Source organism: Vibrio ishigakensis (genome assembly GCF_024347675.1).
GTDB classification, from domain to species: domain Bacteria; phylum Pseudomonadota; class Gammaproteobacteria; order Enterobacterales; family Vibrionaceae; genus Vibrio; species Vibrio ishigakensis.
Window position 1 is genome coordinate 19,023 of record NZ_AP024882.1, and the last position, 17,300, is coordinate 36,322.

Consider the following 17,300-nt stretch of genomic DNA (forward strand, 5'->3'; position numbering starts at 1 on the left):
GCCTCGAAACCACCTCGAGGACGCTCAATTTTAACCGACACCGCCATAACCAATGGTTATAACTAACGTAGCAATTGGTTGCGAAGCGGCGCAATAATGTTAGGTGGCGCATACTTTTCTAATTCAGTAAGGCATTTCCTCGCTTCAAACTCAGCGCTCATCTTGTCACTGTACTTCACCAACATCTCACAGCGCGCATAGAGCTGCTGCGGGTTACCACTGATTCGAAACGCCCTATCTAGCGCATCGCTCGCTTTAGAAAGGTCCACATTCTCAAGCGCCAGACCATAGAGGAACCAATACTGGCTATTTTCTGGTTCAGCTACTGTAGATAGCCTCAGCATCTCTAGCGCTTGGGGCTGTTTGTCTTGTCTAAGCAGTGATAAGGCGGCGCTGTATCTCAAGCCGCCTGACTTAGGCTGAGCGGCAATGCCCTGCTCTAGAGTCTGAAACGCTTTAGATTCATCACCCTGCTCTCGATACAGGTCGGCTAAATTGACATAGCTATTAGCGAAGATAGGCTCTACTCGTATCGCTCCCTGATAGGCCTGTATTGCTTTATCTACCTCACCTTGAGCTCGATACACATTCCCTAAATTGGTACGACCGAAACCTCGGTCAGAGTTAAACTTTTGGATCTGGATATATTCATTTAAAGCCGGAGTCAGCGCTTCTTTCTGTGGCAGACTCATCTGTTTCCAACTTGCTACCAAGGCACCTGCGGCCTCCGTTCTGACCGCCAATACTGGATCTGAAAGAAGTGGTTCAAGGATTTGCCACCTGTCACTGAATTCAAATCCTTGTGATCCCTCAATTGCACCAAGACGGATAAGCTCACTGTCATGTTTTACTGCACGAGCCAATGCTACCGTGGTGTTCTTGCCTGAATACGGCGACATACGAGACAAGGCTGAAGCGCGAATAATATCGCTCTGCTTGGCATCTTGTGCGGTAAGTGACAGAGCATCTTCTGCTCCGCGATGCCCGATATCCGCAGCATAAAAAGCGATAGCAAAGTGGCGTTCTTTATATCGAGGTGAATCTGGGAACCAGGCTCTCACTTGCTGCGCAGCCCATTGATTGGTTTGATCGGTATGGCAGTCGGTGCACACATTAGGGGTTCCCAAATGCTCACTTAGGTCTGGCCTTGGGATCTGCCAGCTATGATCGCGTCTTGGGTCAACCTGCATATAGGTGGTTTCTGGCATATGGCAGGTGACACACTGTGATCCCTCACTGTCGGCTTTGTGAAAGGTGTGTTTCTCTGGACTGAACTCGGTTGGAATATGGCACTGAGCGCACACCGCCTCCTGAGGAATGGCTAGCTTAGAGGTGTGAGGGTCATGGCAATTTGTACAACTGACTCCTTTCGCGGCCATTTTTGACTGCAAGTAAGAGCCATACACATAATCCTCATCAAAGATCTGTCCGTCATGGTGATAAAGCTCAGGAGTGATTAAACTCAGACGATATTTATCCAGAAAACCGGTTTTGACATGATCGCCCTGTTCCGTGAGTTGTGTTCTGCGACTGTGGCACTGAGCGCACACCTGCATCTGGTCGGTGTTATGTTTAGCTTGGGGCTGAAAGGTTGATTTGCCCTCCTGCATCACCCACTGCTTGACCGCTTTAGACAGGTCTCTATCAAAACCCGCATGCGCAATGCTCGGCGGACTTTCTTTCTTCGCCCAATCCAAATGTTCACTGGCCGGGCCATGACACGCCTCACAGCCAACATTTACCTCAGACCAGGTGGTTTGATACTTGTCAGCCTTGGCATCATAGTTTTTTGCGAGATTAGTCGAGTGGCAATCGGCACACATGAAATTCCAGTTCTGCCCGGCGTTGGTCCAGTAGAACTCATCGTGCTTATCTAAATCAGGGTAGAGATGAAACCAGCGCTGACCCCCATCGGATTTATCCCGTGAATCCCAAGCAAAAGGAATAAGCTGTACCCTGCCATCATCAAATTCCACCATGTATTGCTGCAATGGATAATGGCCAAAGGTGTAGCTGATCTTGTAGTCACGGTATTGGTCGTCCGGCCCTTGGATATTGACCCAGAACTCGTCTCCCTTTTTGAAAAAGCGGTTTTGATCGCCTTCAAACTCAAAAGTCGCACTGTCAAAATCACCCAATACTGAATCGGTCGAGGCATGCAACATGGCACGTTCATGGTCAGAGCCTTGCCACGCTTGATACTCTTCTTGGTGACAGGTTATACAGGTCTCGCTACCCACATACTCTTTTGCTGAGCTGGAAAGGCTCAATGATGACAGAAACAGCCCAATAACCAGTGTAATAACCTTGCCTACTTCCATGTAAACGCTCGATATAAAAATGTTATATAAACAATAGCTTAGCTGGGTAAGCTGTCGAGGATTGTCACGTATAATTCATGCCTGAATATGGAAAGTGAGACCTAACATTGCGATATTAGAGCTGTTGAATAAATAGCCTCAGTGCTAGGGTGTACCCAGTTAAGTTATAGGAGCCCTCGCAATGAAATCTTGGTTTAGATTCATCCCACTGATCTTACTCGTGACTTATGTAATCACTTACGACGTAATCGATCAGATGAACCACATGCCGCACCACTCGCAACAAACTGAGCAAGTCGCCAGTAAATAACGAGTTATCAATGATTGAGCCAGTATTCATGCTCTATCAAAGGGCGTGAAAAGGCTCAGATTAAGAATTCATCAGTTTTACAAAAAGCCTGCTTTCGAGCAGGCTTTTGTATTTTTCCGTATTCTACTAATCGTGACCATTCACTCGCATACCATGCTGTAGCAATAGAAGTTTTATATAGCTGTGATATTGTTACTGTATAACAACATATAGAACAATGGCTTAGGGTCTATTGACCATTTGAGTAGTATGAACGCAATTGAATTTAACGGCGTCAATAAGTGGTACGGGAACTACCACGCATTAAAGAACATAAACCTAACCGTAGCAACGGGAGAGATCTTAGTTATTTGCGGCCCTTCGGGCTCGGGAAAATCCACCCTGATTCGAACCGTCAACGGCCTAGAAAGCATCTCTGAAGGAAGCGTAGCTGTTAACCATCATTCCAACACCCCGGCTAAGGCAGGAAACGTCGGCATGGTGTTTCAAAGCTTCAATCTATTTCCACACCTGACTGTGATGGAAAACCTTACCTTAGCGCCAATTCGAACCCTTAAACTGTCGAAGAAAGAGGCTCAAGAGCGAGCTCGCCATTACCTAGAGCGGGTAAAAATCCCTGAACAAGCGGATAAGTATCCGGTTCAGCTTTCCGGTGGACAGCAGCAGCGCGTAGCCATCGCACGCTCTCTTTGTATGAAGCCTGAAGTATTGCTATTCGATGAGCCCACTTCGGCTCTCGACCCTGAGACAATTCAAGAGGTGCTCGACGTAATGGTGGACCTTGCAAAAGATGGCATCACCATGATGTGTGTTACCCATGAAATGGGCTTTGCAAAGAAGGTCGCTGACCGCGTTATCTTTATGGATGAAGGAGAAATCTTGGAAGTAGGTACGCCAACACAAATATTTAATGCCCCAAGCCATCCACGAACCCAGAAATTCTTAGACCAGATTTTAAATCATTGATATGTATAAGCTTATAAAGCCTGTTCTATCGGCAATCGCACAAATACTCATACTGCTTATCGGTATCGTCTGGCTACTAGATTCTGGTGCACAAGCCATGGGATACAGCTGGCAATGGGAGCGCGTGCCTGACTATATCGCCTTCTATGAAGACGGACAGTGGTGGCCTGCAGAACTCATCGATGGGCTAATAGTTACGCTCCAAATCTCCGCCATCAGCCTGTTTTTCACCTTGCTGTTTGGTTTGGTGACTGCGCTACTTAAATTGTCGAACTCAGCAGTAGGGAGAGCACTGGCGAATCTCTATATCGAGGTGATTCGTAACACGCCGCTGCTGGTGCAAATCTACATACTCTATTTTGTCATCGGCCCGGTTATCGGCCTCGACCGCTTCTCTACTGCCGTATTAGCCTTGGCTCTGTTTCAAGGCGCGTATACCGCTGAAATATTCCGCGGCGGACTGAACAGTATAGAGAAAGGTCAGTTTGAAGCGGCAAAATCGCTAGGACTTTCACCTTTCTACACCTATTTCGATGTGATACTGCCACAACTGTTGCAGCGCACCCTGCCACCTCTGACTAACGAGGTAGTGTCACTGATAAAGAACTCTTCAATCGTGAGTGTCATGGCGATATTCGACCTTACGACGGAAGGAAGGAACATCGTATCTGAGACGGCTATGCCGTTTGAGATATGGTTCACCGTTGCAGCTATCTATTTGTTGTTAACTTTGAGCTTGTCCGCGTTTTCCGCCCTACTTGAACGCAGGTTGGGCGCGCAGTGGCGCAAGCAATAATCAGGGAAACTTGGAGAAATCATGATTAAAGGAAAATCAAAAGGCTTCCGTTCACTGTGTTTACGCAGTTTCAAAAAAAGCATCTCTGCCCTTATGGGTTTAGCCATCAGCATTCCACTTATGACGGCTAGCGCAGTGGCTTCGGATACGCCTAATCTGGATAAAATCAACGAGCGCGGCACCATCCGAGTGGGCATGTCCACCTTTGTCCCTTGGGCTATGCGTAACAAACAAGGTGAATTGGTCGGCTTTGAAATCGACGTAGCCAAACGACTGGCCGAGGATTCTGGCTGGAAAGTAGAGTTTGTTCCAACCGCTTGGGATGGCATTATTCCTGCCCTTTTAGCTCAAAAATTTGATGTCATCATCGGCGGCCTCTCTATCACTCAGGAACGCTCAAAGAGTGTATTGTTCACCTCAGCTTATTCTCACTCCGGCGTTCAGGTAGCAGCAAGCAAAGAGCTAGCATCTGGCTTCTCTGAGTTCAGTGATTTTAACTCACGTCGCATCAAGATTGCCGCTCGCCGCGGCGCGCACACAGTGCAGGTAGCACGCGATACCTTCCCGAAAGCGAAGATTCTTCAATTTGATGACGATGCTCAGGCGTTCCAAGAGGTGTTGAACGGTAACGCACATGCGGTAATTGCTTCTAGCCCTAAGCCAGAGCACGAAGCGGTGAAGCACAGTGACAAGCTGTTTATCCCATTCGATGAACGTCTAGCTAAAGGCAACGAGGCCTTCGCGGTTCGTCTTGGTGAAGAAGATAAGAAAGCCTTCTTCGACAAGTGGATCCAAGCCAGAACCGAAGACGGCTGGCTAAAAGAGCGCTATGAGTACTGGTTCTCAACCCTAGATTGGCAAGACCAAATCGCGTCAGGCCAGTAATTTCATGTAATCAATGCTGGTGGTAGCAATGCAACCACCAGCGATTTAACCCTTTATCTACCGGTCTGTATGTCAAACCTGCTATCTCAAGCCAAACCGAAAACCAACAAGCTTTCGTTTAGACCGAATGTGTTGGACCTTGTATTGATTGCCTTACTCCTTATCGGAGCGGTCTGGCTATACCATCGCTCGTCCATTGGCGTGAACTACAACTGGCGCTGGGCTGATGCCTTTGAGCTTGTATTTACCCCTAGAGCAGATGGCGGCCTACCCTACTTCTTCCAAGGACTTATCTCAACGGTTCGTCTTAGCTTATGGGGCATGCTTTTAGCCATTGTCTTGGGCACGATATTGGGACTGGCGAAACAATCAGCAGTGGCCATCTTTAATATCCCTGCCAACGCATTTATTCAGCTAGTAAGAAACATTCCCCCTCTGGTGTTTGTATTCATTTTCTACTTCTTTATCTCCAATCAGCTAATTCCGTTACTGGGATTAGATTCGATTTTGAGAGGGGGAAGCCAAGATATCAATGCCCTGCAATCCTTCCTATTCGGACCCGTATCGCTTTGGGAAAACCTAGTATCTGGTGTGCTGTGTGTGGGTCTACTCTCCTCAGCGTACGTAGCAGAGGTGATACGCGCCGGCCTTACTTCAATCCCGAAAGGTCAGTGGGAGGCATCCGACTCACTAGGGTTATCACGATGGACTAAGTATCGTTTTGTCATCGCCCCGCAGGTGCTGACGGCGATAACCCCAGCGCTCGCCGGACAAGCCATATCCTTGGTGAAAGACACCTCTATTGTCTCGTTAATCTCGATACAAGAGCTCACATTTGTTGGAACGGAAATCGCTAACTCATCAGGTTTAATCTTCGAGATCTGGCTAATGGTAGGTTTGGTCTATCTGTTGATCTGTCTCTCTCTATCCATGCTATTTAGAAAGCTAGAAAAGCGCAGTTTGCGTCATTTGGCTCGCTAGTTTTTTATCAAAATAGAGCACTTAATTTCTGCCAATAATGCCCTATACGTATAGGTCATTCGGTGTCATTATGTGCCAAGTTGAATAGTCACGAGATAAGATAATGGTCGACTTTACTAAAGCAAAATGGATCTTTCCGCCCAAAGAATTCGAGGTTTCTACCGAGGCCATCTCAATTACCACAGAGCCTCAAACCGATTTCTGGCAACGCTCATACTACGGCTTTCGCAACGATAATGCGCCAGCATTGCAGTTGGAGTCCGAAGACAACTTCTCCTTCACCGTGCGTGTCGATTTTGAGTATCAAGCTCAGTTCGATCAGTGCGGTCTCATCATCTATTTAGACAACGAGAACTGGTTCAAAGCCTCTATCGAATATGAGAACCAAGAATTCTCTCGTCTAGGTAGCGTAGTCACTAACTTGGGTTACTCCGATTGGGCAACCACAGACATCCCGCTGCCATCGCATATTTGGTATCGCCTAAGTCGCCGTGGTCCAGATTTCTTGATTGAGTCATCCCTAGATGGTGAGACCTTTAAGCAGATGCGTATCTTCCATCTACATAAATTGGGTGAAACCACGCCTGAGATGGGTAAGGCGATGCCGCCAATGCCAGCGACTAATGCTGTGAAATTTGGTGTATATGCGTGTAGCCCATTGCAGTCATCATTTACCGCCAAGTTCAGTCAAATGAGCCTAGAGCCGTGTAAGTGGGAAGCTCACCCAGCGTAAACGCTATCTGCTTAGTGCATCCAGTGCCAAAGCCCTTATAAATGGGTAAGTCTTTGGCACTATTCTTCTGCCGTCAACGCCAATACCAGCATCTCGTCTTCGATAAAGACGTTGTTGGGCGCAAAGGTCACTAGGTTGGAATCGAAACTCCAATCCCCCGCCCCCCATCGCTTACGATCAAAGTGGGTAAAGTTATCTCGCCACCTTAAAACAAACTCGCCCTCTTCAAAGCTGTGATATTCCATCCAGTCTACATATTGGTAAAGGGGCAAATCCTGCTTATCGAACGCACCGACCCACTCGGCGGCCTCTGAAACCCATAGGTTCATTCGATAACTCAGCGGCGTATCGCGCATATCTATTACTTGCTCAGAACTCTCGGCTGTTTCCTTGTGAATCACCTCACCATCCACCAGCCAGATGATCTCATCAGGCGTCCATACCAACTCGTAGATATGAAAATCGTCGGCGCTCTCTAGACTATGTATGGTTTCAGAATGAACACGCTGATTGAGCTCACCAGTAATGAGATTGGTTTGTAGTTGATTGGGCTGTTTGCCTATCATCTCAATATCGATTTCACGCCACGGCAGATTGCCCTGCCACGACTCGTTGTCATAGGTGAAGAAAGAGGAGACCACGCCAGGGTTTGAGACCAATTTCATCCGCATTACAAACCTGCCGTACTTCACCTTATCCAAGCTGTAGACCTCAGCCCCATATAGTGGGACATCAGTAGTATTCAGCTTACCTGTCTGTAAGCGAGTATCTTGATTTGCCTCTGCGCTCTCAAGCGTTGCTGTTGAATGACAACCTGCCACCAATACGGCAGCAATCACCAATCCCGTTTTGTTCCAAGTCATATCCCTATCCCTTGAGTATTCGAAACCTTGAATATTATATGAATAAGGCAAGTAACAAGCCTTATGTTAACGCTCGTTTTCAATGCTAGGTCACGCCTGTGAGTTTCATGATATTGTCCAATAAAAACAGCAATTTAAATTAAAAACCATCTAATGGTTTCATCACAATTTTCATTTTTGTGGCTTGGGATAAATATTGCGATGAGCTAGGTTTAACAGTCTAAGCAATCTTTTGAGAAACCGATGCTAGAGATATTCGCCTACGCCATTGGCATCATGTACACACCCGGTCCAATTAACCTGCTCGGTCTGCATAGCGGTTTAAACAACAAGGCTACTCAGCACCTTGGGTTCTTCATTGGTGTTGGCAGTGCTATGTTCACCCTGTTTGTTTTTCTCGCCTTTGTTGGGCTACAGGTGATCAACCCTCAAGTATTGCCGTTAATTAGCTTGGCGGGATGCCTGTATATCCTCTATATCGCCTACAAGGTGGCGGGCTCTGATATAAACCTTAATAGCGACACAGCCGAAAGCACCGATCTTAGCTTTAAAGATGGGCTGTTTATGCAACTGCTCAACCCAAAAGCGCTTATCGCCACTCTACCAGTTTCAACCATACAGTTTCCAAGTGTGGGTATTGAAGGTATGGCCATAGTGTTCTGGTCATTCATACTCGCGGTACTCGCTTTCGGTGCACCAGCCAGTTACGCCGTTGCAGGGTCAGTTGTGGGTAAACGTATCGAAAATCCGCGCTATTTTAAGGTGTTCAATTTGGTGATGTCGGCCCTACTTGTGTACGTAGCATTGTCTATTGGCTATGAGCATGCGATTTTGCCATGGATGCAAAACTAAGCGGTCTCACGTCATGGGCCATTTCTCACTTGGCAAAAGCATGAATTCCGAATACCGTATCAGCACAAAGGAACTAAACAGCCCACCTCATGAAGAAACTCACAATCTATGACATCGCGACCCTAGCTGGCGTATCAAAATCTACCGTGTCACGTTTTTTAAACGGTGGTTACGTCTCTGAAAAGAATCGCGAAAAGATTGAAAAGATTGTCGAGGAACATGACTTCAAGCGCAGCGATAGCGCAGTAAGCCTGAGAACCAAAGAGAATCAAACCATAGGCATCATAGTGCCCCGTATCGATTCCTATGCATCCTCAAACGTAGTGAAAGGCATCTTACAAACAGCAGCCCAGCTCGATTACAACTGTGAAATTCTCACCTCAGATCTAGACTTCAAGCAGGAGTTAGACGCCTATCGCAAACTCAAACAGCGAAATGTTAAGGGCATCATAGCCCTCGCTACACATATGAGCGCAGAGTACGAGGCAATGATTGCAGAGTTAAAGCTTCCTGTAGTCATCTTTGGACAAGAGTGTCAAAGCACTCATTGTGTCTATCACGACGTACTGTCGGCGGTCTCAGAGTTCTGTGGCGAACTGTTTCGAGATTCTAAATCAGAAAAGACCAAAGTCTCCCTACTTGGACCTGTTGGTGATGACGATATGCTCTCTCGAACCATCAATACCTACAAAGAAGGGTTGGAGTTGAAAGGACTAGAGGTTAAACAGTTTGAAACGGACTACAGCTGGCAACGAAGTCATCAGATGGCCGAGCAGGCGTTCAAACACTCCAAGCATATTATCTGCCTGACCGATAACATTGCCTATGGCGTGTACAAGTTTGCTCAGCAGAACCAGCTTAACATTGGTTCAGATATCCATATTTGTGGTAACGGTGGCTATGATACCTCTAGCATCCTCACCCCAGAACTCAGCACCATCTCTTATCCTTACCTTCAAGCGGGTATTGAAGCGGTTAAGCTTCTTATCGGTGCGGATAACGTGACCAAGCTCAAACTCGGCTACACCATTCACAAAACCGATAGCTTTTAGTCTTGACTTAATTCTTATCAGGAATATTATTCACCCACAACTGGTATCGATACCACATCGTTGTGAGAATCATATCAGAGCATCTAAAATGGTAGTGTTGCGCATCGCAGCACTTATTTTTGAACCGATTGTGGTATCGATACCACATAGAGAACAGATAATGAAAAACAACGAGAAACAAATCGCTGCTGATATCTACCAAGCTGTGGGTGGCAAAGAGAACATCCGAGCCTTAGAGCACTGTGCCACTCGCCTTCGCATTATCCTAAACGATGACTCACTGGCCGATAAAAAAACCATTGAAGCTATTCCTGGTGTAAAAGGATACTTCCTGCAAACTGGCCAGCATCAGATCATCTTGGGTGGTGGACTTGTTGAAAAAGTGTTTGCTTCCATGGGGCACGACAGTGATGGCACGTCGGTAAAAGACGAAGCCTATGCCAAGATGAACTGGTTGCAAAAGTCCGTGCGTATTCTGGCTGACGTCTTCATTCCTATCATTCCAGTTATCGTTGCCGCCGGCCTACTAATGGGCCTTCGTAACTCCTTCTTTAATGAACTGCCAGAAAACATTTTGGTTATAACCCAGGTTCTGACTGATACGGCGTTTATCTTCCTACCTGCACTGGTGGTCTGGTCTACCTTCAAGCGCCTCGGAGGAACAGACTCTGTAGGCTTTGTGCTCGGATTAATGACGGTTGCACCTCAACTTCCTAACGCCTATGCGGTGGGTAGTGGCGATGCCGAGGCCCTAGAGGTAATGGGCTTTGCTATCGTTGGCTTTCAAGGCATGATCTTGCCAGCACTAGTAACTGGTATTTTTGGTGCCAACCTAGAAAAGATACTTCGAAAATACGTACCAAACGCACTCGCGCTGGTAGTGACACCATTTCTAACCGTTACCATCTCAATCCTAGTTGCTCTGTTCGCAATCGGTCCTGTGGTTGGTGAACTTCAGTCTCTTATTATGGCGGGTATCACTTCCATCATTGAACTACCATACGGAATTGGTGGCTTTATCTTTGCCCCACTTCACCAGCTACTGGTTATCATGGGCTTGCACCACTCATTTATCATCCTTGAATTTAATTATCTTGGTGAAGGACTAGGTAACCCACTAAACCCTATGTATTCCGCAACAGGTGCTACCATGATAGGCGCAGGTGTAGCTGCTTACCTCAAAGCGAAATCAAGCGAGAATAAGGGTACCATCGGCTCTTCTATCCTTAGCACCTCTTTTGGTATAGGCGAGCCTCTACTGTACGGAGTGGTACTAAAGAACCCTAAACTATGGGCTGCAAACCTAGTGGGTTGTTCTGTTGGTGGCGGCTTCGTGATGATGGTTGGGCTAAAACCTAGCCTAGTGGGGGTGACTCTTATTCCCGCTATTCCAGCCTATATCGGCCAAGGTTTAGGTTTGTATCTGACGACTATTTTGATTGCCTTTACCACCTCATTTGTTCTTAGCCGAATCGTTCTAGCTAAAGACTGATCCCCCTAATAAACGTGCTCATCAATATTTGATGAGCACTCTCCCCCACTTATCTAAGTTGCGACAATGAATTGGACAATTGAACAGCGCTACCAGCGCATTGATGACATGCCGAATGGCTATTTTAAGGACCTGATTGAACAGAGAAAAAAGGACAATTTCTATCCTAGCTTCCATATCGCTCCTCCATGTGGGCTATTGAATGACCCCAATGGACTAAGCCAATTTAACGGTGAGCACCATATCTTCTATCAGTGGTTTCCTATAGGCCCTACCCATGGCTTAAAGCACTGGTACCATGTTTCTACCAAAGACTTTGTACACTACACCGACCATGGTGTAGCTCTTTACCCAGATTCGGATTATGACTCACACGGTGTGTATTCCGGTGGTGGTCTGGTAGATAACCAAGAGCTATTGCTGTTTTTCACTGGCAACAAGAGAGACAAAGACTGGGTTCGTGAACCTACCCAATGTTATGCCTCAATGAACAAGCAGGGTGAATTCACCAAACACGGTGTCATCGTTGAGAACTCCGACTATACCGAGCATTTCCGCGACCCTAAAGTATGGAAGGAAGGTGATACCTACTACATGGTAGTAGCGGCTCAAACGCAAGAGTTGCACGGTTCTATGGTACTTTATCGCACTAAAGAGCTCTCAAGCTGGGAGCATCTTGGCCCCATCAAAACCGACTATGACCAGCTTGGGTTTATGTGGGAATGCCCTGATTATTTTGAGTTAGACGGCAAAAGCATCATGCTGTTTTCCCCTCAAGGGGTGGAAAGTGACAACCCATACGAGTACAAAAACATCTTCTCAGTGAGCTATATCCTAGGAGATAGCCTTAACAAAGATAAGCCAGAGCTAGTGAACCACAAAGCGATCACTCAGCCCGATTTTGGTTTTGATTTTTACGCGCCTCAAACCTATCTCGATGAGCAGGGTCGACGCATCATGTATGCATGGATTGGTCTGCCTGAGATTGATACCCCATCGGTGGATTATCAATGGACAGGGCTGCTAACCATACCGCGTGAGCTCAATGTCATTGACGATATGCTAATACAAACGCCGCTTGCAGAGCTGAAGGCTTTGAGAAAAGAGAAGCTAGCAGCTAGAGGTGAAACTCTCCTGCCATCCAGTTCCTTTGAACTTAAGTTTGAAGCTGACAGCAACTTTAGTCTTGAGCTCTCAAACGAAAAGGGTGATACGTTGATATTTGAGATGAACGAGACGGAGTTTAAGTTAGATCGTTCGAATAACACTCATATCTATGCTGAAGAGTATGGTCTGGTGCGGTTAGCGCCAAGATTGGATAGGACTCAGAATATACAGGTCTTTGTCGATAATTCAGTGCTAGAGATATTCATCAACAATGGTAAACACACCATGACCAGCCGTTTCTTCATCCAGGACATGAACAAGCTAAGCCTATCGGCTAGCATCGATGCCAACTTGTATCCTTTAGACTCCATTGTTGGCCTGCACACCAATACTGAGCTGAATCTAGCTAATCGTTAAATAAAAAAGAGCTAGCATAATCGCTAGCTCTTTTCCTTTAGAACATTTCTAAGAAGCCTCTTTCTGCTTCTCCTCTTCTTTCTCCGTAGGGTGTTCTTTGTCGACAAAGATATCTGCGACCGACTCTTTCTCTAGCGCCCCTTCCAACTCACCCTCTTCATTGATTACTGGTAGTGAGTAATCTGACGATATCGCCTCAGGCAATACCGCTTCGATGGCATCATCAGATGAGATGGTTGGCACCTCTTCATACAAGCAAGGTTCGATAGAATCGAACTCATCTCCGGAGGCTGCCTCTTCTAAGGTCTCTTCGGTAATGACACCCTGATAGACATCGTCGGTGACATGGTAACCGTAGTCACTGTTAGAGCGGCGCATCTGCTTGAGTGCTTCTTCAATGGTATTGGTGGTAATACGAAGCGCTGGTTTTTGCATTACTGTTTCAACCGTCAATGCCCTAGCACGGTTCACATCCTTAACGAAGGCCTCCACATAGTCTGTGGCAGGATTTAGCAAGATATCATCTGGGGTTCCCTGCTGAACAAGCTCACCGTCCTTCAAGATGGCAATCTTGTCACCGATACGCAGAGCTTCATCCAAATCATGGGTGATAAAGATAATCGTTTTGTGTAGCTTATCTTGCAACTCGATTAGCTGGTCTTGCATCTCGCTTCGAATCAGCGGATCGAGTGCAGAAAATGCCTCATCCATCAAGAGGATTTCAGCATCGGTACATAAGGCGCGAGCCAAACCCACACGTTGTTGCTGACCGCCAGAGAGCTGAGACGGATACTGGTCTTGATAGCCTTGAAGACCGACCGTATCGAGCCACTCTTGCGCCTTTTCTAGGCGCTTAGATTTCTCCAAACCTTGCACCTCGAGACCATAGGCCACGTTGTCGATCACCTTGCGGTGTGGAAACAGGCCAAAGCGCTGAAACACCATGGACATCTTGTGGCGTCTGAACTCCTCTAGGTCTTTTGCGGTAAAGGACATAACATCCTCACCTTCCACATCTATCTGCCCCGCTGTCGGTTCAATCAAGCGGTTGAAGTGACGGATAAGGGTGGATTTACCCGAGCCGGAAAGCCCCATGATCACGAAGATCTCGCCCTGAGCTATCTCTAGGTTGATATCTTTAAGCCCAACCGTGTGCCCAGTTTTTGCAAGGACCTCATCTTTTGTTGCACCTGATTTCACCATAGGCAAGATGGACTCAGGTTTTGCGCCGAATATCTTATACAGGCCAGAGACCTTTATCAGCGTTTTAGTCATGCTTCAGATCCCCCAAGTGTGCTTGAGTACGCTTAGCATAGGCTTGCGAAGCTCGGTCGATAAGAATGGCTAGCGCTACGATGGCAAAACCGTTTAACAAACCCAAGGTAAAGTATTGGTTAGTGATGGACTTAAGCACAGGTTGGCCCAAGCCTTTTACGCCGATCATGGATGCGATAACCACCATAGAGAGCGCCATCATCACTGTCTGGTTGATACCCGCCATTATGGTCGGCATAGCTAATGGTAACTGCACACCGAGCAGACGTTGCTTTCTGGATGCGCCAAATGCCGTTGCCGCTTCCATCACCTCTTTATCCACCAAGCGGATACCTAGGTTAGTTAGGCGTATCACAGGTGGAATGGCGTAGATAACCACAGCAATCAAGCCTGGTACCTTACCTATCCCCAGAAGCATAACCACAGGTATCAAATATACGAAGGCTGGCATAGTTTGCATCACATCCAAGATAGGCGTGACAATAGACTGAATACGGTTTGAGCGTGCCATGGCGATGCCAATTGGGATGCCAAGCACTATGGCTAACACGGTACATACGGTAATGATACTCAGCGTACGCATGGTATCTTCCCACATACCGAAATAGCCGATAAACAGCAGAGCAACCACCCCTGCCACGGTCAATTTAATAGAACGACTGGCCACATAAACCAGCGCGGTGATTACAATAAGAACGATCCACCAAGGTGTCGCTAACAGTAGCTTTTCAAACCACACAAGGAAGGAAAGGAGGGGATCAAATAGGGATTCTATGAGGTCGCCATATTCTCGCGAAAAGTCTTTATAGGCGCCATCGAGTGTTTTTCGGATATCTCGCAGTGACCCACGATCCATCTCAGGAAATTCGGTTAACCAACTACTACCGGACATCATTTATTCCTTTAACGACAGAGGGTAGCACCACCTCGGCACTACCCTTGTCTATTCCATGTACATCAAAAGTTACAGCTCAGCAGAAATCTTCGCTGCTACGTCTGCAGGCACCCACGCCTTCCAGATATCTGGCGAGGTTTCAAAGAAGTGATACATAGCGTCTTCCGAGTCCGCTTGCTCATCTTCCATCCAAGCCAACAGCTTGTTCATGTCTGTGTTTTTAAATCCACGCTTGCCTAGATACTCCATTGCAGCGGGATTCTTGTTCGAGAAGGTGGTCGCAACCACAGTATTCACTGGGGAAGGCGGATACATGGTCACTTTCGGATTTTCACAAGTGTCTTGAGTGGTGCAGTTCAGGAACTCTTCTTCGTTAACGCCACTGCCAAAGTCCACCTTGATCATTTCATATTTACCTAGCACCGCCGTTGGTGCCCAGTAATAACCAAACCAGCCCTCTTTGCGCTCATAGGCCTTAGCTATGGAGCCTGAAAGACCAGCACTGGATCCTGAATCAATAAGCTCAAAACCCGCATCTTCCAATTCGAGCGCTTCAAACAAATTGCCACCGGAGATCTGACAGCCCCAACCCGCCGGACACCCATAGAAGCCACCTACGTCTGGGTTTTCTGGGTGTTTAAACAGCTTAGCGTGCTTCTTCACCCCTTCGATTGTGGTGAGCTCAGGGTATTTCTCGACCATATATTTAGGTACCCAGAAACCCTCTTCACCCCCATCGACCAAAGCTTTGCCTGCATAGGCAAGGCGCCCCTCTTCGACACCCTTGTCGATGGCATCTTTAACCGAGTTGGTCCAAAGCTCAGGGGCGATATCTGGTTGGCCCTTTTCAATCATGGACGTAGCAGTTGGCATGGTATCGCCTGGGATGAGTTCAGCATCGCAGTCATAACCATGTTCTAGGATAAAGCGGTCGATATTGGCGATAACACTGGCCGAGTTCCAGTTCATATCAGCGATGGTGACAGATCCACACTCGTTTGCGTGAGCCTGTGTGGTGAATGCAGTAAGTAGCGTCAGCGACGCCAGTTTCCATTTCATGCGAAGTCCTTGTTATTTGAGTTCCATCAAGCCAACTCACGGTTTTACTAAGTCCTACTATTAATTCAGATTTCTTACTAAAAGTCTGAGTTAATACTCTTACGTACCGTAAATTAGTTGCTTAATAACAAGTATTTGCCTGAATCTGGGTTAAATCAAATTACTTGGCCATGTTCTTAGAAAAGTGTGAAATCAATTAGTTAGGATTGGGAGGCTTTGAAAATCTCCGTTTCAGGGTAAAAGGCGTACCAAGCAAACCAATATAGTAAGGTTGAAGGCACTGTCTCCCCTTTTGAATTGCTGATCCAAGCCGAGCGTGTATTTTTATCCCAGTGGATCAGATATTGTTTTCCTTCAAACTGATACTTGAACTCGCTCTCACCTAATCGCTCAATCTCTTTAAATGGAAAGGCAACTTGAAACACCTTGCCTTTTAATCCCAGTACCATCTCTTTTGGGTGATACGCTTTCGGTGCCTGATTGGCCACTGGAAAATAAATGGCGGGGGTCTTAGCGTAGCCTGCATAAGGATCTCTGCTGTAGTCGCGCCTAAAACCCGTATCGGTAGAAAGTACCAAGGTATCTGGGTTGCGCGCCATCCAGTTGCCCCACAAATCAAGAGACATAGGTATTTGTTCTAGGCTGGTTCCAACCAGCTTCCCTGATACCGCCTCGCCATGGATCTGCGACCATAAAGATTCCGTTTCGCTGTCGTACATAAGCACATCTGAACTGTACAAAAGGCCAGAAACACCAAAGTTTAGCGAGCGCTTGGAGAAGCTCTTGGGCTCTGCCTTAAACGCCATACCACTGCCACACAATGGGCAATACGAGACCACATACCTACCGCCAGCTATCTTATCGTTCACTATCTCATGCCAATTAAGAATGCGCAGTGGATAAGCGCGTGCCTCTCCAGCAATGACTAAACCCAAAATAACGTCATCTGATTCAAGATAGGTTGCTTCCTTTCCCTTTAGCATTTTCGGGTCGGTTAGCGCTGGAATACCATCTTTAGGCGGTCCTCCACTAAGAATGAGTTTGAGAGGCACAGTCGCGTTGCTCAAATCAAACCCATTCAAGCTCTTTGCCGTCACACTAAAAGGAATCACTATCAACAGAATTAAGATTCGCAGTAAACCTGGCATAACAACCTCCGAAGCTTTGCCATAAACAACTAGACCGAGGTGACCTATTTTTGCTTTCAATCTCGAGCGAATGCGTAATACGTTAGCTGACGCGCTAAATGCTGATAGTTGCTGTGATAGCATCATAAGTCGCAACAAGAATAATTAT

The 17,300-nt window shown here is 46.8% G+C and carries 16 protein-coding genes; 10 read left to right on the plus strand and 6 right to left on the minus strand.

Annotated elements, in window-relative coordinates:
* Window positions 1-62 precede the first annotated feature (62 nt).
* Entirely contained in the window at window positions 63-2,321 is a 2,259-nt protein-coding gene (locus tag Pcarn_RS13865; RefSeq protein WP_261836512.1) for a multiheme c-type cytochrome, read from the minus strand.
* A gap of 181 nt (window positions 2,322-2,502) precedes the next feature.
* On the opposite strand from Pcarn_RS13865, the gene Pcarn_RS13870 reads away from it, so the two are divergent.
* The 6 genes from Pcarn_RS13870 (at window position 2,503) to Pcarn_RS13895 (ending at window position 6,992) form a co-directional block, all read left to right on the plus strand.
* Window positions 2,503-2,631 carry a hypothetical protein gene (locus tag Pcarn_RS13870; RefSeq protein WP_261836513.1) on the plus strand — a complete coding sequence of 43 codons (129 nt, stop codon included), beginning with the start codon at window positions 2,503-2,505 and terminating at the stop codon, window positions 2,629-2,631.
* Between the two features lie 249 nt (window positions 2,632-2,880).
* Window positions 2,881-3,597: an amino acid ABC transporter ATP-binding protein gene (locus Pcarn_RS13875; RefSeq protein ID WP_261836514.1), complete on the plus strand. Its 717-nt coding sequence runs from the start codon at window positions 2,881-2,883 to the stop codon at window positions 3,595-3,597.
* Window position 3,598: 1 nt separating this feature from the next.
* A complete protein-coding gene (locus Pcarn_RS13880) occupies window positions 3,599-4,393 on the plus strand; it encodes an amino acid ABC transporter permease (protein ID WP_261836515.1) in 795 nt (264 codons plus the stop codon).
* A 21-nt stretch (window positions 4,394-4,414) separates the two neighbouring features.
* Entirely contained in the window at window positions 4,415-5,278 is an 864-nt protein-coding gene (locus Pcarn_RS13885; RefSeq protein WP_261836516.1) for a transporter substrate-binding domain-containing protein, read from the plus strand.
* A 69-nt stretch (window positions 5,279-5,347) separates the two neighbouring features.
* Window positions 5,348-6,259, plus strand: a complete 912-nt coding sequence (locus tag Pcarn_RS13890) for an amino acid ABC transporter permease (RefSeq protein ID WP_261836517.1) — start codon at window positions 5,348-5,350, stop codon at window positions 6,257-6,259.
* A 103-nt stretch (window positions 6,260-6,362) separates the two neighbouring features.
* Window positions 6,363-6,992 carry a DUF1349 domain-containing protein gene (locus Pcarn_RS13895; RefSeq protein WP_261836518.1) on the plus strand — a complete coding sequence of 210 codons (630 nt, stop codon included), beginning with the start codon at window positions 6,363-6,365 and terminating at the stop codon, window positions 6,990-6,992.
* A 59-nt stretch (window positions 6,993-7,051) separates the two neighbouring features.
* Here Pcarn_RS13895 and Pcarn_RS13900 read toward each other — a convergent pair whose 3' ends face one another.
* Window positions 7,052-7,855: a family 16 glycosylhydrolase gene (locus tag Pcarn_RS13900; protein WP_261836519.1), complete on the minus strand. Its 804-nt coding sequence runs from the start codon at window positions 7,853-7,855 to the stop codon at window positions 7,052-7,054.
* Window positions 7,856-8,098: 243 nt separating this feature from the next.
* On the opposite strand from Pcarn_RS13900, the gene Pcarn_RS13905 reads away from it, so the two are divergent.
* The 4 genes from Pcarn_RS13905 to Pcarn_RS13920 all read left to right on the plus strand — a co-directional run bounded on the left by Pcarn_RS13905 (window position 8,099) and on the right by Pcarn_RS13920 (window position 12,775).
* Window positions 8,099-8,707 (plus strand): LysE family translocator, encoded by a 609-nt coding sequence (locus Pcarn_RS13905; protein ID WP_261836520.1) that lies wholly within the window; start codon window positions 8,099-8,101, stop codon window positions 8,705-8,707.
* Between the two features lie 89 nt (window positions 8,708-8,796).
* Window positions 8,797-9,759, plus strand: coding sequence for a LacI family DNA-binding transcriptional regulator (locus Pcarn_RS13910; RefSeq protein WP_261836521.1), 963 nt, complete (start codon window positions 8,797-8,799; stop codon window positions 9,757-9,759).
* Window positions 9,760-9,919: 160 nt separating this feature from the next.
* Window positions 9,920-11,251 (plus strand): PTS transporter subunit EIIC, encoded by a 1,332-nt coding sequence (locus Pcarn_RS13915; protein WP_261836522.1) that lies wholly within the window; start codon window positions 9,920-9,922, stop codon window positions 11,249-11,251.
* A gap of 66 nt (window positions 11,252-11,317) precedes the next feature.
* Complete coding sequence (locus tag Pcarn_RS13920; RefSeq protein WP_261836523.1) at window positions 11,318-12,775, plus strand: sucrose-6-phosphate hydrolase; 1,458 nt, start codon at window positions 11,318-11,320, stop codon at window positions 12,773-12,775.
* A 48-nt stretch (window positions 12,776-12,823) separates the two neighbouring features.
* On the opposite strand, the gene Pcarn_RS13925 is transcribed toward Pcarn_RS13920, so the two are convergent.
* From Pcarn_RS13925 to Pcarn_RS13940, 4 genes are all read right to left on the minus strand, one after another.
* On the minus strand, window positions 12,824-14,050 hold the full coding sequence (locus Pcarn_RS13925) for a quaternary amine ABC transporter ATP-binding protein (protein ID WP_261836524.1): 1,227 nt from the start codon (window positions 14,048-14,050) through the stop codon (window positions 12,824-12,826).
* Window positions 14,043-14,942: an ABC transporter permease gene (locus Pcarn_RS13930; protein WP_261836525.1), complete on the minus strand. Its 900-nt coding sequence runs from the start codon at window positions 14,940-14,942 to the stop codon at window positions 14,043-14,045. Before Pcarn_RS13930 ends, Pcarn_RS13925 begins: the two co-directional genes overlap by 8 nt.
* 72 nt (window positions 14,943-15,014) lie before the next feature.
* Entirely contained in the window at window positions 15,015-16,004 is a 990-nt protein-coding gene (locus Pcarn_RS13935; RefSeq protein WP_261836526.1) for an ABC transporter substrate-binding protein, read from the minus strand.
* Between the two features lie 200 nt (window positions 16,005-16,204).
* A complete protein-coding gene (locus Pcarn_RS13940; RefSeq protein ID WP_261836527.1) occupies window positions 16,205-17,152 on the minus strand; it encodes a DUF3179 domain-containing protein in 948 nt (315 codons plus the stop codon).
* Window positions 17,153-17,300: the final 148 nt, after the last annotated feature.

What these genes read in the sequence shown, in the direction of transcription:
- Pcarn_RS13865 (WP_261836512.1), bottom strand. Translation starts at nt 2,321, where the DNA reads ATGGAAGTAGGCAAGGTTATTACACTGGTTATTGGGCTGTTTCTGTCA.
- Pcarn_RS13870 (WP_261836513.1), top strand. Translation starts at nt 2,503, where the DNA reads ATGAAATCTTGGTTTAGATTCATCCCACTGATCTTACTCGTGACTTAT.
- Pcarn_RS13875 (WP_261836514.1), top strand. Translation starts at nt 2,881, where the DNA reads ATGAACGCAATTGAATTTAACGGCGTCAATAAGTGGTACGGGAACTAC.
- Pcarn_RS13880 (WP_261836515.1), top strand. Translation starts at nt 3,599, where the DNA reads ATGTATAAGCTTATAAAGCCTGTTCTATCGGCAATCGCACAAATACTC.
- Pcarn_RS13885 (WP_261836516.1), top strand. Translation starts at nt 4,415, where the DNA reads ATGATTAAAGGAAAATCAAAAGGCTTCCGTTCACTGTGTTTACGCAGT.
- Pcarn_RS13890 (WP_261836517.1), top strand. Translation starts at nt 5,348, where the DNA reads ATGTCAAACCTGCTATCTCAAGCCAAACCGAAAACCAACAAGCTTTCG.
- Pcarn_RS13895 (WP_261836518.1), top strand. Translation starts at nt 6,363, where the DNA reads ATGGTCGACTTTACTAAAGCAAAATGGATCTTTCCGCCCAAAGAATTC.
- Pcarn_RS13900 (WP_261836519.1), bottom strand. Translation starts at nt 7,855, where the DNA reads ATGACTTGGAACAAAACGGGATTGGTGATTGCTGCCGTATTGGTGGCA.
- Pcarn_RS13905 (WP_261836520.1), top strand. Translation starts at nt 8,099, where the DNA reads ATGCTAGAGATATTCGCCTACGCCATTGGCATCATGTACACACCCGGT.
- Pcarn_RS13910 (WP_261836521.1), top strand. Translation starts at nt 8,797, where the DNA reads ATGAAGAAACTCACAATCTATGACATCGCGACCCTAGCTGGCGTATCA.
- Pcarn_RS13915 (WP_261836522.1), top strand. Translation starts at nt 9,920, where the DNA reads ATGAAAAACAACGAGAAACAAATCGCTGCTGATATCTACCAAGCTGTG.
- Pcarn_RS13920 (WP_261836523.1), top strand. Translation starts at nt 11,318, where the DNA reads ATGAATTGGACAATTGAACAGCGCTACCAGCGCATTGATGACATGCCG.
- Pcarn_RS13925 (WP_261836524.1), bottom strand. Translation starts at nt 14,050, where the DNA reads ATGACTAAAACGCTGATAAAGGTCTCTGGCCTGTATAAGATATTCGGC.
- Pcarn_RS13930 (WP_261836525.1), bottom strand. Translation starts at nt 14,942, where the DNA reads ATGTCCGGTAGTAGTTGGTTAACCGAATTTCCTGAGATGGATCGTGGG.
- Pcarn_RS13935 (WP_261836526.1), bottom strand. Translation starts at nt 16,004, where the DNA reads ATGAAATGGAAACTGGCGTCGCTGACGCTACTTACTGCATTCACCACA.
- Pcarn_RS13940 (WP_261836527.1), bottom strand. Translation starts at nt 17,152, where the DNA reads ATGCCAGGTTTACTGCGAATCTTAATTCTGTTGATAGTGATTCCTTTT.